This window comes from Paenibacillus sp. PvR133, assembly GCF_017833155.1.
In the GTDB taxonomy this organism is placed as follows: domain Bacteria; phylum Bacillota; class Bacilli; order Paenibacillales; family Paenibacillaceae; genus Paenibacillus; species Paenibacillus polymyxa_B.
The window spans coordinates 124,493-137,554 of the sequence record NZ_JAFIBS010000001.1 but is presented as its reverse complement, the minus strand read 5'-3'; the positions used below and the strand labels follow the sequence as shown (position 1 = coordinate 137,554).

The following is a 13,062-nucleotide window of genomic DNA, read 5'->3' as shown; positions in this document are numbered from 1 at the left end:
GGCATCTATCTATGAAAATTAGAAACAGACGGGTATCTAGTCGGTTATTACGACTATAAATTAAGAAAAGCAACTATTGTTTGTAATAGTGATGCATAAAATGACTCAAAGCAAAGTAGGAATAGATTTCATAGGGGCATGTATGAAAATTTGACTTTAGGAAGAATGGACACGGAAAAAATATTTATGTGAGGGAGTAGTACTTTGTTCTGTATGCATCATCTAAAATGAGTATGCTTGATCGTAGTCAAGTGAATTAATTTCACTGATAGATCTATTCATTTTCCAAAATCAATATTACTTAACATTTACGTATTGGTAACAATTAATGGAAAATACTTATCTCAGTTTATTTTATAGAAAAGGTACGTTTATCCTACTAGATGTTATAAATATCTTTGACTAATGTTATAGAAACAACGATTGTAAGCATGTTATAGTCTCAATTGATGATATAACCCACAGCTGGTGTGGTTTATAACATCAAATGGGACTATTTATATTGTCAATTGAGACTAGGAACATCCACGCCTGCACCTGGCCTTTCTTCCGCCCTATAGTCCCAACCTGATCCAGTCGAGGGGGCTATGGCTTAAATCCAATGTGGCGAATAACGTGTTTTTTTAGAGGTTTTATAAGATTAAGTTCATGCCGGCCGGTTTATGAAACGAATCAATGAACAACCGCTAGAAACAAGTGGTCGGCTACTGGTTAGGTTATGATCTTAATTGCGGTTTATATAGTAACAAATAGAAAGGTATTTGATTATGATATTCATTAACAAAAAAACTATTAATAAGCTAACTGAATCGCATAGAGAACCTAACATGCTTATCTGCTATTCAACTCCTCAGAGTCTTTCAGCTTGTACAAGTCGAGCTATATTACTCCTAAATAATGATAGGATTATCATCCTTTTCCTCAATCTATTTTCATCTAAAGTAGTAGAAAAAGTTGAATTTGAAGTAGCTGATTTACAAGAACAAAAATATCATTCTATATATCTGTCTTCTGCAATCTGGTCATTTAACATTAAAGGACAGCATTGGAGGTTCAAGATAATCAAAAAAATTATTCCTCTTGGCTCTATGCAAAGGGATTTTCTAAATTTCTTGCAACAAAATATCTTAAATTAGCGACTTTCCGAAAACATGTGCCCTTCCAGACAAAGACGAACAGCCAGGTATCTTTCGTAAAGTCGTTTATCTGGGGTTTCTTTCATGGTTCTATTCATTACCCAATAGGCGATTGACGTAATGCTGTTGGTTTGTTAATTGCGTGTTATTATATCAAATGAATTTGACAGGTTCCCAAATCTTTGTTAGAGTTTCAATCAAATACGTATAACCTTTTCATGGGATGTTACCGATAGGGCATAACCTGAATTGGCTTGTTTACACTGCAAGTGTATACAGGCTGGTTTGGGTTTTTTTATATCCATCACCACCCTCTAGGAACCCCTTTATCACACATTTGGAAGGAGAACGTTTATGTCCAGTTATATTTTTCCTAAAGACTTTTTATGGGGCGGTGCTCTTGCTGCCAATCAGGCCGAGGGCGCTTATTTGGAAGACGGTAAAGGATTGAGTCTGGTGGATCTGTTGCCTACCGGAGAGAAGAGAAGAAGCATAATGAAAGGGAATGTTCCCTCGCTGACTCCACTTGAAAGCGAATTCTATCCTTCCCACGAAGCCATTGATTTCTATCACCACTATCGCGAGGATATCGCGCTATTTGCAGAAATGGGATTTAAGGCGCTACGTATTTCCATTGCCTGGGCTCGTATTTTTCCAACAGGAGAAGACGCTACTCCAAATGAAGCAGGTTTGCAATTCTACGATGACTTGTTCGACGAGTTGCATAAACATGGCATTCAGCCAGTCGTTACCCTCGCTCATTTTGACGTGCCAGTGGATCTAGTCGAGAAATATGGAAGCTGGCGGAGCCGGAAGCTGGTAGGCCTGTTTGAAACCTATGCTAAAACAGTATTCACCCGCTATAAGGATAAAGTGAAATACTGGATGACATTCAACGAGATTAACATGCTTCTCCATTTGCCGTTTCTCGGCGCCGGTCTTGTTTTTCAAGAAGGTGAAAACGTTAAACAGATTCAGTATCAGGCTGCACATCATCAGCTTGTGGCAAGCGCGCTGGCTGTAAAAGCGTGTCACGAGATTATCCCGGATGCCAAGATTGGTTGTATGCTTGCTGCCGGCAGCTTCTATCCGTATACGTGTAATCCCGAAGATGTGTATCAGGGCATGGAAAAAGACCGCGAGTCCTACTTCTTCATTGATGTACAGTCACGCGGCGAATATCCTGGTTATGCGAAGCGCTTCTTCAAGGATCATGGATTAAACATTGAGATGGAATCAGGCGACGCAGCCATTCTGAAAGATCATACCGTTGACTATATCGGATTCAGCTACTATTCGAGCCGGACGACCAGCACAGACCCGGAAATCGTCAAGAACATGACCAGTGGTAATGTATTTGGCTCCGTGGCCAATCCATATCTGGACAAGTCCGAATGGGGCTGGACGATCGATCCAAAAGGATTCCGCATCACAGCCAACCAATTGCATGACCGTTACCAAAAGCCCCTGTTCGTAGTGGAAAACGGTTTTGGTGCCAATGATGTGGTTTCGCCTGAAGGAGAAGTTAACGACGATTACCGGATCGACTATCTCAAGCGGCATATTGCCGAAATGGGTGAGGCTCTTCAAGACGGAGTTGAAATTATCGGTTACACAAGTTGGGGACCTATTGACATTGTCAGTGCTTCCTCAGGAGAGATGAAAAAACGCTACGGTTATATTTATGTGGACCGCGACAACGAAGGAAGCGGTTCGTTGAAACGTATTAAAAAGAAAAGCTTCCACTGGTACAAAAACGTAATTCATTCCGACGGCGAAAATCTGGGCGAATAATCGTACCACAAGAAAATAGGATCGGACGTCCCGGGCCCACGGGGATTTCCGATCTTCGTTTCTTCATTGAAAGCGTTGACAATCGTTCCTCTTCGGGCTATACTTGACGCAATTCCATCATTTTTAGGATTGTTACTGCGTAGCAGGCAAAACCTAAGCCACAAATAAGAAGATGTTACAGTCTTGTTTATTTGGCGTGCTTCGGTTTTTTTTCTGTTTACAATAAAGAGGATGGAGCAAGTGTGGCTCTTGCTGGCATATGGAACGGGGGATCGAGATGAACATAGCAAAGGTCATCAACAACAATGTAATCAGCGTCTACCAGACGGACGGTACCGAACTCGTGGTAATGGGTCGGGGGATTGCTTTTAAGAAAAAGCCTGGAGACAAAGTAGACGAAACCAGAATTCAGAAGGTATTTGCCCTGAAAAACAAGCAGACGTCCGATAACTTTAAAATGTTGTTGCGTGAGGTACCGCTTGATTTGATCGTGATTGTGGAGGAAGTCATTAATGATGCCAAGCATAATCTGAACAGAAAGCTGAACGAAAATATTTATGTTTCGCTGACCGATCATATTAATTTCGCTGTTGAAAGATACCGGGAAGGATTGGAAATCAAAAACGCGTTATTGTGGGAAGTCAAGCAGCTATATAAAGAAGAATTCGTAATTGGTCTGAAAACGTTGGAGCAAATCAAACAAAGGCTCGGTATTGAACTGCCTGTGGACGAAGCAGCTTATATTGCGATTCACATCGTGAATGCTGAAATGAACGAGGAAGTCATTACGACCATGAGTATCACGAAGTTTATCCAGCAAATTATCAATATTGCAAAATATCACTTTAAGGTCGATTTTGACGAGGACTCTCTGAGCTATTTCCGCTTTATTACGCATCTGAAATTTTTCGCTCAGCGCGTATTTAAGGGAAATCACTACGAAAATAACTATGATCATTTGTATGACATGATTAAGGAAAAGCACAAGGAAGCAGCTGCTTGCACAGAGAAAATTGGTGCTTTTGTGCAAAAAGAATACAACCACGAATTGACGAACGAAGAAAAATTGTATCTGACCGTGCATATTGAACGGGTGGTGAATAGATAAGTCGAACTTTTTCGACGAAAAAGGATCAAAAATATATGATTAAAAGTTTTTGTTGACAAATATGGTAGATTGGTTATATTATGAGAGTAACAGGAATTTAATAAGTTTTAACTGGGATTGTTACTGGTTATGCAGGCAAAACCTAAGTCATGAAAAATTGCGGGACTAAAGTGCCCACCATTTTTCAAGGCTTAGGTTTTTTGTGTGCCTAAATATGTAAAAAGCCCCTTAGAACATGGAGGTGTCCATCATGAGTAATGAAAAACTGGCTAAGGAAATTGTACACCTGGTAGGTGGCGAAAAAAATGTAATATCGCTCGTTCACTGCGCCACTCGCCTGCGTTTTGTGCTAAAAGATGAGGCAAAAGCAGACAAGGGAAAGCTGGAAAAAACCGATGGAATTATCACGGTAAAGCAAAGCGGTGGTCAGTTCCAGGTTGTAGTCGGCAACAAAGTACCAGAGGTATATAATGCAATCGGCAAAGTATCCAATATTTTGAATGAAACTGGAAAAGAAGATCATTCTGCTAAAGGCAACAAAGGATTTGGCGCCGTAATCGACGTAATTTCCAGCATTTTTGCACCGTTGCTCGGAGTTATGGCGGGGTCCGGTATTCTGAAAGGTCTGCTGCTGATTGCGAGCAACCTCGGCTGGTTGCTACCGAAAGACACTACCTATATGATTTTGTATGCTGCGGCCGACAGTTTGTTTTATTTTCTTCCTCTCTTGTTAGCGGTTACAACGGCACGGAAATTCGGTGGTAATATCTTCGTTGCCCTGACCATTGCCGGAGGGTTGCTTTACCCGACCATTGTCACGCTAAAAACGGAAGGTACACCTACGGACTTTTTCGGTATTCCTATTGTTATGATGAGTTATTCATCTACCGTTATTCCGATCATTTTAGCCGTCATCGTCATGAGTAAGCTGGAAAAATGGTGCAATCGAGTGATCCACGAGAGCGTTAAAAACTTTATTACACCTTTGATTCTACTTGTAATTATGCTTCCTCTGACCCTGATGGTCTTTGGTCCAGTCGGGGTGTATGTGGGCAACGCAATCGCTACCGCACTCGTTGCTGCGTTCAGCTTTAGTCCGTTGCTGGCTGGAGCAATCCTTGGTGCTTGCTGGCAGCTGCTCGTTATTTTTGGTGTTCACTGGGGGCTTATACCTGTATTTATTAATAACATTGCTGTCAACGGCCGGGATGGCATTAAGCCCGCTGCTTCGGCTTCCGTCTTTGCTCAAACCGGCGCTGCGTTTGGTGTTATGCTGAAAACGAAAAATAAAAAGCTGAAAACGCTGGCGGGTTCCGCCACACTTACCGCTTTATTCGGCATCACGGAGCCAGCAGTTTATGGGGTTACGTTGCCACTGAAACGTCCGTTTATTGCAGGTATTATCGGCGGCGCCGCCGGTGGTGCCATTATCGGTCAAGCGGGAACGCAAGCATTTGCCTCCGGCGCACCTGGGTTGCTGACCTTACCAATCTTTTACGGCCCCGGTGGACAAGGATTCCCGGGATTGATCTTAGGGATTACGGTTTCATTTCTGGTGTCGGCAATTTTGACCTATATTTTAGGATTTGAGGACCCGGTCGAAGCGGAAGAAACCATCGACAATTCGGCTAATGAATCAACCTCACCAACCGATGTTTCCAATGAAGAGGTACTTAGCCCGATTGAAGGAACTGTGGTAGCTCTAACAGAAGTTCCAGATGCTGCATTTGCTTCAGAGGCTATGGGCAAAGGTATCGCCATCCAACCGACAACGGGCAGAGTCGTGGCCCCTTTCGATGGAACCATCACTGTGGCGTTCAAGAAAAAACATGCGCTTGCGATTGTTTCACCCCATGGCGCAGAGGTTTTGATTCATGTTGGAGTAGATACAGTCAAGCTGGACGGTAAATATTTTACTTCCCATATCAAAGAAGGCGACGAGGTAAAAGCTGGGGATCTACTGCTTGAGTTTGATGTTGAGCAAATCAGGGCAGAGGGTTATCCTACGATTACGCCAGTTATCATTACAAACTCTTCCCAATATGTTGAGATCCTCCCAATCGCTCAAGGAGAGGTAACGGAGCAGTCCCCACTGTTGAAATTGTCTAGTGCTTCAAATGAGAAAGAGGGCATCGCCTGATGTCTTAAGAATAAAGCTCTGATGGTCCACATTCCCGGATCATCAGAGCTTTTTTGTCGTCATTTTATGTAGCCGGTAAGCTCACGTGTAATTGACAATATGTCAATTAAATTAACTTGTACGGGGGTAAAAACTAATCTATAATTTTTTGTAATTATGCAAATTTTCTGAAAACATAGACTGGAAAATCAATTGATTGATCAGGGGGAAATACAAGGAATGTTAGAGCAGTGGGCAGAGGCAGTAAACGGCGTCATTTGGAGCAATCCTGTGGTATATGTCTGTTTGGGTGTGGGGCTATTATTTTCGATCATGACTCGCTTCCTACAAATCAGGCATTTCAAAGAGATGATCCGCCTAGTATTTAAAGGGAAAAGTTCCGAGGCAGGTGTATCCTCCTTTCAGGCCTTTACGATGGCACTATCGGGGCGTGTAGGGACGGGGAATATTGCTGGGATTGCTTTGGCGGTTGGTATGGGTGGACCTGGGGCGATATTTTGGATGTGGGTCATGGCCTTTATCGGGTCGGCTACAGCTTTTGTAGAATCCACACTGGCTCAGGTGTATAAGGTAAAGCGCGATGGTCAGTACCGGGGCGGTCCGGCCTTTTATATTGAAAAAGGGACAGGCTTAAAATGGTTTGCCGTCATTTTTGCGGTTGCTGCGTTGGTCGCGATGTGTTTACTGATGCCGGGAACTCAATCGAACTCCATTGCTGTAGCTTTTCACAGTTCGTTTGGCATGGATATGAAGGTTTCGGGGATTTTAGTAGTCGTGTTGCTGGCGCTTATCATTTTTGGTGGTGTAAAAAGGATTGCCAATGTGGCTCAGGTTGTCATTCCGTTTATGGCACTCGGTTACATCCTCGTCTCTTTCTACATTATGATGACGAACATTACTGCGCTTCCCGATGTATTTTCGCTGATTTTTCGCAGTGCCTTTGGCGTGGATTCTGTGTTTGGCGGTATGGCAGGGACGGCGATCGCTTGGGGCGTAAAGCGGGGCATTTATTCCAACGAAGCCGGACAAGGCTCTGGTGCGCATCCGGCAGCCGCTGCGGAAGTATCTCATCCGGCGAAGCAGGGGCTAGTTCAGGCGTTTTCCGTGTATGTGGATACCTTTTTGGTCTGTACGTCTACGGCTTTTATGGTCCTGTTTACTGGTATGTATAATGTGAAGGGACCTGGTGGCGATTTTATTGTGCAACATCTCCCGGGTGTTGAAGAGGGAACCCAATATACACAGGCTGCTATTGAATCGGTATTTCCGGGTTTTGGGTCGAGTCTGCTGTCCATTACCTTGTTCTTTTTCGCTTTTACGACCATTATCGCCTATTATTACATCGCAGAAACGAATATGGCCTACCTGGTTGCCGACCGTAAAGCCAAATGGCCCATGTTCGTTCTAAAGCTGGTTATCCTGGGTTCGACGTTCTATGGAACGGTCGTCAAGGAATCGGCGTTGGCGTGGACACTGGGGGATATGGGGGTCGGTATTATGCTCTGGGTGAATCTGATTGCTATGATTCTGTTGGCCAAGCCTGCTCTTCTTGTGCTTAAGGATTACGAACAGCAGCAGAGGCAAGGGCTGGACCCGGTGTTTGACCCGGAGAAGGCAGGTATTTCAAATGCCGAGTATTGGTCAAAGGAATATCAGCCTCCTTCAGATGAGTTGACGATTACCGCCAAACCGAGCAAGCTGCAAGCCTAAATAAGATAGATAAGTAAGATCAAAGGTGGCTCCGCGGGGAGTCATCTTTTTTTCGTTATCTTGCCTTTACATTCCAAGAGGGGTACATATGTTCACTATTTAGTCTATAATTTAGACAGACGGATTTAGAAAAATTCTGCCATAGATATGTGGGGAGGCCACATTGCACAAGAGAGGTGATTTGAATGAGCACATCCGATTTATCCATAACTGACGACAAGTGGAGAGCTATTGTAGAAAACGACAAGTCATATGATGGGGTATTTTTGTACGCTGTGAAGACAACGGGAATATTTTGTCGCCCCTCCTGCAAATCCAGACCTCCCAAAAGAGAGAACATCCGTATATTTAAAACAGCAGAGCAGGCATTGGCCCAGCATTTTCGTCCATGCAAAAGATGTAAACCGACAGGACAACGATTGCCTGATCATGAATGGGTCGCACTGGTTACAGAATACGTGAATTCTAACTATATGAAGGACTTAACATTGCACATCCTGGCTGAGATAAGTCATGGAAGTCCGTATCATTTACATCGTACCTTCAAGCGGATTATGCATCTAACTCCAATGGAATATATACAGCAGACCAGGTTGGAACAAGCGAAGAAGCTGCTCATTTGCTCAGATATATCTGTTACGGAAGTGGGGGAGAACGTAGGTCTGTCCAATGCACCTTACTTTATTACGTTATTTAAAAAGAATACAGGCTACACCCCATTGCAATATCGCCAACTCAAATTGAAAGCAACACAAAATGGAGGTACACAGCATGGCACAGCAAATAAATAAAACGATCTATTGGTCATTGTTGACACATGAGGATTGGAATTTATATATTGCAGCTACATCGGAAGGACTATGTTATGTAGGTTCGCCCAATCAACCTGTAGAGGAATTGTTTTCATGGGCGGGAAGGCGATTTCCCGGCAGTCCTTTAGTTGAAGAGGATGCTGCTTTACAGCCCTATGCCAAGGAGCTGATTGAATATCTCCAAGGGGAGCGGACCCAATTTACATTGCCCTTTGACTTTCATGGGACTGCGTTCCAGATGGCGGTTTGGAATGCGTTGTGTGATATTCCGTATGGGGAAACACTATCCTATTCAGACATTGCCAACGCTATTCAAAAGCCAGCCTCTGTTCGTGCGGTGGGGGCTGCCATCGGTGCTAATCCGATTTTGGTCACCGTCCCTTGTCATCGGGTTATTGGTAAAAATGGAGCTATGACCGGATATCGGGGTGGGTTGGACATGAAGGTGAAGCTTTTGCAGCTCGAAAAGGAAAGTGTGGCATCGGTTCAGTATGAAAAATGAGTATTACAAATCCCCCAAGACTCTTTTGAATAAAGGGACTGGCTTCTTGTCAGGGTATACACACTCGTTGAACCCGTATACAGGTTGTACCTTTGGTTGCTCGTATTGCTATGTACGCCAATTGCCAGTCTCCACATTTCGGAAGGAAGCTTGGGGGACATGGGTTGATATTAAAAATCAGGCGGCAGATATTCTTCGTAAGGAGCTTCGCAGAGCCAAGTCCAAAGGTAAAGTCACGATTTTTATGTCATCAAGCACAGATCCTTATCAGCCTGCCGAGTACAAGGAAGAGGTGACCCGGTCTCTGCTGGAGGTGATGGTGGAGGATCCACCTGATTTTCTCTTTTTACAGACGCGCAGTCCACTGGTACGGCGGGATACCGATTTACTGCTTCGATTGGGGAATCGTGTTCGTGTGAGTATGACTGTAGAAACTGATCGAGAAGATATACGCAAACATTTTACCCCGGAAGCTCCTCCCATCCAGGCTCGTCTCCAAACGCTGCATCTTTTAAAGGAGGCAGGTGTACCAACCCAAGCTACGATTGCTCCGATGCTTCCAAGCAGTGAACATTTTGCAGATAAGCTGTTGCCTCTGGTCAACCGTGTCTGTATTGATGATTATTTTATGGGAGACGGCAGTGGGGGAAGACGAACGCGTAGCTTAAAAATTGGTGCGTTGTACGAGTCATTGGGGCTGGAAGAATGGTATCATCCTGCTGCCTATAAGGAGGTTTATGAACGTTTTCTCCATGTTTTCCCGAAAGAGCAGCTCTATGTGAGCAAAGAAGGATTCGAACCTTGATGTAAAAGCAGTCCATGCCATTGAATCATGAGTGAACATATAAGGGGGCAGCGGGAGAACGAATGCAAACCGTAATGACCAAAAACTTTGATTATGGAGAAAAGGAAATCAATTATCTAAAAAACGTAGACACCGTACTTGGTGCAGCGATGACGCAAATGGGCAAGGTAGAACGGATCATCATTCCCGACCTGTTCGCGGCGCTCGTTCATGCGATTGTGGGACAGCTTATATCGGCCAAGGCGGTTCAGACCATATGGGCAAGGATGCAGGAAAAGTTAGGCGTGATCACTCCACAAAATATAGCCGTTCAGACGGCTTTAGATATTCAAAGCTGTGGCATCACCATGAAAAAGGCCACATGTATTCTAAATATAGCCCAAACGATCGAGCAGGGCCTGTTGGATTTACAGGAATTATATGAGCTTTCCGATGCACAGGTGATCCAGAAATTGTCCTCGCTGCAAGGGATAGGACCTTGGACGGCTGAAATGATGCTGATTAATTGTATGGAGCGTCCAGATGTCGTCAGTTGGGGCGATATGGCTATTCGACGGGGAATGATGAAGTTGTACCATCTAGATACATTGACCAAGCAGCAATTTGAGGAGTACCGCCGAGTTTATTCGCCTTATGGTTCGGTAGCCTCTATTTATTTGTGGAGTATTTCATTTCGTTAAGAATCAGGGAGTGGAAACGATGGAGAAAACAATCAGAGAACAGATACTGTCATACGTGGATGCGGATTTTCAGAAATTTACGGCTGCATTGCTTCCGACGATTAATAATGTGCTGGGTGTACGTCTGCCAGTGCTGCGTAAGCTAGCTCAAAATATTGCCAAAGGAGATTGGCGTCTCTACCTGGAGACCGCTGAAAGTGAACACTTCGAAGAAGTAATGCTGCAAGGTATGGTGATTGGTTCTGTAAAAACAGATATAGAGGAAGTTTTGAGTTATACCGCCAAGTTTGTTCCTAAAATTGATAATTGGTCCGTATGTGACAGCTTTTGTGCCGGATTGAAAATCACGAAACATCATAAAGAACGGGTATGGGAGTTTATTCAGCCCTATCTGTTCTCCAAGAAAGAATATGAAATTCGGTTTGGTGTGGTTATGCTTCTAAATTTTTATATTGAGGAACAGTATATGAACCGGGTGTTTACTTTACTGGATCAGACCCATCGTGAGGATTATTATGTACAAATGGCAGTAGCATGGGCGATATCGATCTGTTATATCAAGCTGCCAGAGGTAACAATGGCGTATTTAAGTCATAATACATTGGATGATTTCACCTTCAACAAAGCACTGCAAAAAATCACGGAATCATATCGGGTGGATCAGGCAACGAAAACGACTATCCGCGGTATGAAGCGAAAAAGAAAATAGGATCGGCTCCCAACTGTAAGTGTTATACTGAAAAAAAATGCGTGTATGAAAACGAACAGGAGGGGAGTCAGTGAATTCGATCCCGCTGGGAGTACTTGTTGTGGATGATGAAACTAGACAGCGTCGAGGTTTGGCTGCCATGGTCAGGGATCTACGTCCCGAATACGAGGTATGGGAAGCCAAGAACGGGAAAGATGCTCTGACCATTTCGTTATCCAAACCGATCCAAATCGTTTTTACAGATATTCAAATGCCGATCATGAATGGACTTGAATATCTTCAACAATTGAGAACATCTGGTCAGCATGAGACCAAAGTTATTTTAGTGACAGTCTACCAGGAATTTAGCTATGCACAGCAGGCGGTGAGGTACGGGGCGAATGATTATTTGGTGAAACCGGTGCAATCGCAGCAGCTCATTGAAGTGATTCAACATATGGAGAAGATCATTGTAGAGGAGCAGGAAGCACTGATTGGGAATCAAACAGCGTTGAATCAGATCGAGCAGAGTATGCCTGCATTTGTGGAGCATTTGTTTAGCAAATGCGTGACAGACAAATTACAGCCTAATGAGAAAATCCTATTAAAGAGTCACTTTGGATGGCGTGGGGTAGGAGAAGTTCTCGCGTTGGGAGCATCGGCGGCCCACCCGGAGGATATACATATGTGGGATTCTCAGCTCCGTAATACGGTTGTTGAAATATTGCGACCTTGGGCGTCTTCTGTCGTGTTTCCACTCGAATCCCGTAAAGACCATGTGGTTGCAGTAGTGAATTGGAAGGATAGGGCTGAAAGCAAGGAGGCCAAAAGCGCCCTTCAAGCTGGGCTGAAAAAGTTGGAGCAACAGCAAGCGATTTCAATCTGGTTTGCTTGGGGTCAGTCTTTTGATTTTGATGAAATGCAAATAAACCAATCTCACGAAAAGGCCGTTGGCCTGATCTCCATGCGTTTTTATACACCTCACATCAGATGTTTGAACCTTGTCGTTTCAGATGATGAGCGGCCAGTACAGGAAATGAGCGCACACGAACAAAGGGCCTTTTTTAAATTTATTGAAAGCGCTATCTCTAATGGAGAGCCCGATCAGCTATTGGGTCAGGTGAAAAATTTCATTGGACAAATGACACAAGGGTATCCTGCACCTGAAGCGCTTAAAGCTAAATTGGTACACCTTCTGTTGGTTAGTTTACAACGGTTAAATATAGGGTGGAGTGAGGAAGTCTACTCACGTTTCTCGGAACGTTTGAACAAAGCTGTCGAAGGGGCAACCTATCTTCGGAATCTTGAGGATGGTGTTGCAACATGGTTAAAAGAGCTGATTCTTGAGCTTCATAGCGGCTCCAAAGGCGAACCCATTATGAACAAGTGCAAGGAATTTCTAGATGCACATCTACATGAAGACCTAAGTCTGGAGATCGTGGCCCGGAGCTTCCACTATAATGCGTCCTATTTTAGCATTCTGTTCAAAAATTATTTTGGGCTCTCGTTCACGGAATATATGGTGAAGCTCAGAATGCAAAAGGCTCAGCACTTACTGCTGCATACAGACGCCAAGGTCGCAGAAATTAGTAGACAGGTTGGTTATAAAGATATCAAATACTTTTTTAAAGTGTTCAAAAAAAACGTAATGCACACGCCGGAAGAATTTCGTAGGAAATTCAAATGA

The 13,062-nt window shown here is 43.8% G+C and carries 10 protein-coding genes; all 10 read left to right on the top strand.

Annotation, left to right across the window (positions count from 1 at the left end):
- The first annotated feature begins 1,490 nt into the window (after positions 1 to 1,490).
- The 10 genes from JOE49_RS00630 to JOE49_RS00585 all read left to right on the top strand — a co-directional run bounded on the left by JOE49_RS00630 (position 1,491) and on the right by JOE49_RS00585 (position 13,062).
- Positions 1,491 to 2,930, top strand: a complete 1,440-nt coding sequence (locus JOE49_RS00630; protein WP_069080787.1) for a 6-phospho-beta-glucosidase — start codon at positions 1,491 to 1,493, stop codon at positions 2,928 to 2,930.
- A 277-nt stretch (positions 2,931 to 3,207) separates the two neighbouring features.
- Positions 3,208 to 4,038, top strand: a complete 831-nt coding sequence (licT, locus tag JOE49_RS00625) for a BglG family transcription antiterminator LicT (protein ID WP_069080789.1) — start codon at positions 3,208 to 3,210, stop codon at positions 4,036 to 4,038.
- 250 nt (positions 4,039 to 4,288) lie between these two features.
- A complete protein-coding gene (locus JOE49_RS00620; RefSeq protein WP_209940395.1) occupies positions 4,289 to 6,178 on the top strand; it encodes a beta-glucoside-specific PTS transporter subunit IIABC in 1,890 nt (629 codons plus the stop codon).
- 219 nt (positions 6,179 to 6,397) lie between these two features.
- Complete coding sequence (locus JOE49_RS00615) at positions 6,398 to 7,888, top strand: alanine/glycine:cation symporter family protein (protein WP_209940394.1); 1,491 nt, start codon at positions 6,398 to 6,400, stop codon at positions 7,886 to 7,888.
- Between the two features lie 185 nt (positions 7,889 to 8,073).
- Positions 8,074 to 8,679 carry a bifunctional transcriptional activator/DNA repair enzyme AdaA gene (locus JOE49_RS00610; RefSeq protein ID WP_209940393.1) on the top strand — a complete coding sequence of 202 codons (606 nt, stop codon included), beginning with the start codon at positions 8,074 to 8,076 and terminating at the stop codon, positions 8,677 to 8,679.
- Complete coding sequence (locus JOE49_RS00605) at positions 8,660 to 9,202, top strand: methylated-DNA--[protein]-cysteine S-methyltransferase (RefSeq protein WP_023990223.1); 543 nt, start codon at positions 8,660 to 8,662, stop codon at positions 9,200 to 9,202. Before JOE49_RS00610 ends, JOE49_RS00605 begins: the two co-directional genes overlap by 20 nt.
- Positions 9,192 to 10,007 carry an SPL family radical SAM protein gene (locus tag JOE49_RS00600; protein ID WP_209940392.1) on the top strand — a complete coding sequence of 272 codons (816 nt, stop codon included), beginning with the start codon at positions 9,192 to 9,194 and terminating at the stop codon, positions 10,005 to 10,007. Before JOE49_RS00605 ends, JOE49_RS00600 begins: the two co-directional genes overlap by 11 nt.
- 62 nt (positions 10,008 to 10,069) lie before the next feature.
- The gene (locus tag JOE49_RS00595; RefSeq protein WP_023990221.1) at positions 10,070 to 10,687 is read left to right on the top strand and encodes a DNA-3-methyladenine glycosylase family protein; all 618 of its coding nucleotides are present in this window, start codon (positions 10,070 to 10,072) and stop codon (positions 10,685 to 10,687) included.
- 19 nt (positions 10,688 to 10,706) lie between these two features.
- A complete protein-coding gene (locus JOE49_RS00590; protein ID WP_023990220.1) occupies positions 10,707 to 11,396 on the top strand; it encodes a DNA alkylation repair protein in 690 nt (229 codons plus the stop codon).
- A gap of 70 nt (positions 11,397 to 11,466) precedes the next feature.
- Positions 11,467 to 13,062 carry a response regulator transcription factor gene (locus JOE49_RS00585; RefSeq protein WP_209940391.1) on the top strand — a complete coding sequence of 532 codons (1,596 nt, stop codon included), beginning with the start codon at positions 11,467 to 11,469 and terminating at the stop codon, positions 13,060 to 13,062.

What these genes read in the sequence shown, in the direction of transcription:
- JOE49_RS00630 (WP_069080787.1), top strand. Translation starts at nt 1,491, where the DNA reads ATGTCCAGTTATATTTTTCCTAAAGACTTTTTATGGGGCGGTGCTCTT.
- licT (WP_069080789.1), top strand. Translation starts at nt 3,208, where the DNA reads ATGAACATAGCAAAGGTCATCAACAACAATGTAATCAGCGTCTACCAG.
- JOE49_RS00620 (WP_209940395.1), top strand. Translation starts at nt 4,289, where the DNA reads ATGAGTAATGAAAAACTGGCTAAGGAAATTGTACACCTGGTAGGTGGC.
- JOE49_RS00615 (WP_209940394.1), top strand. Translation starts at nt 6,398, where the DNA reads ATGTTAGAGCAGTGGGCAGAGGCAGTAAACGGCGTCATTTGGAGCAAT.
- JOE49_RS00610 (WP_209940393.1), top strand. Translation starts at nt 8,074, where the DNA reads ATGAGCACATCCGATTTATCCATAACTGACGACAAGTGGAGAGCTATT.
- JOE49_RS00605 (WP_023990223.1), top strand. Translation starts at nt 8,660, where the DNA reads ATGGCACAGCAAATAAATAAAACGATCTATTGGTCATTGTTGACACAT.
- JOE49_RS00600 (WP_209940392.1), top strand. Translation starts at nt 9,192, where the DNA reads ATGAAAAATGAGTATTACAAATCCCCCAAGACTCTTTTGAATAAAGGG.
- JOE49_RS00595 (WP_023990221.1), top strand. Translation starts at nt 10,070, where the DNA reads ATGCAAACCGTAATGACCAAAAACTTTGATTATGGAGAAAAGGAAATC.
- JOE49_RS00590 (WP_023990220.1), top strand. Translation starts at nt 10,707, where the DNA reads ATGGAGAAAACAATCAGAGAACAGATACTGTCATACGTGGATGCGGAT.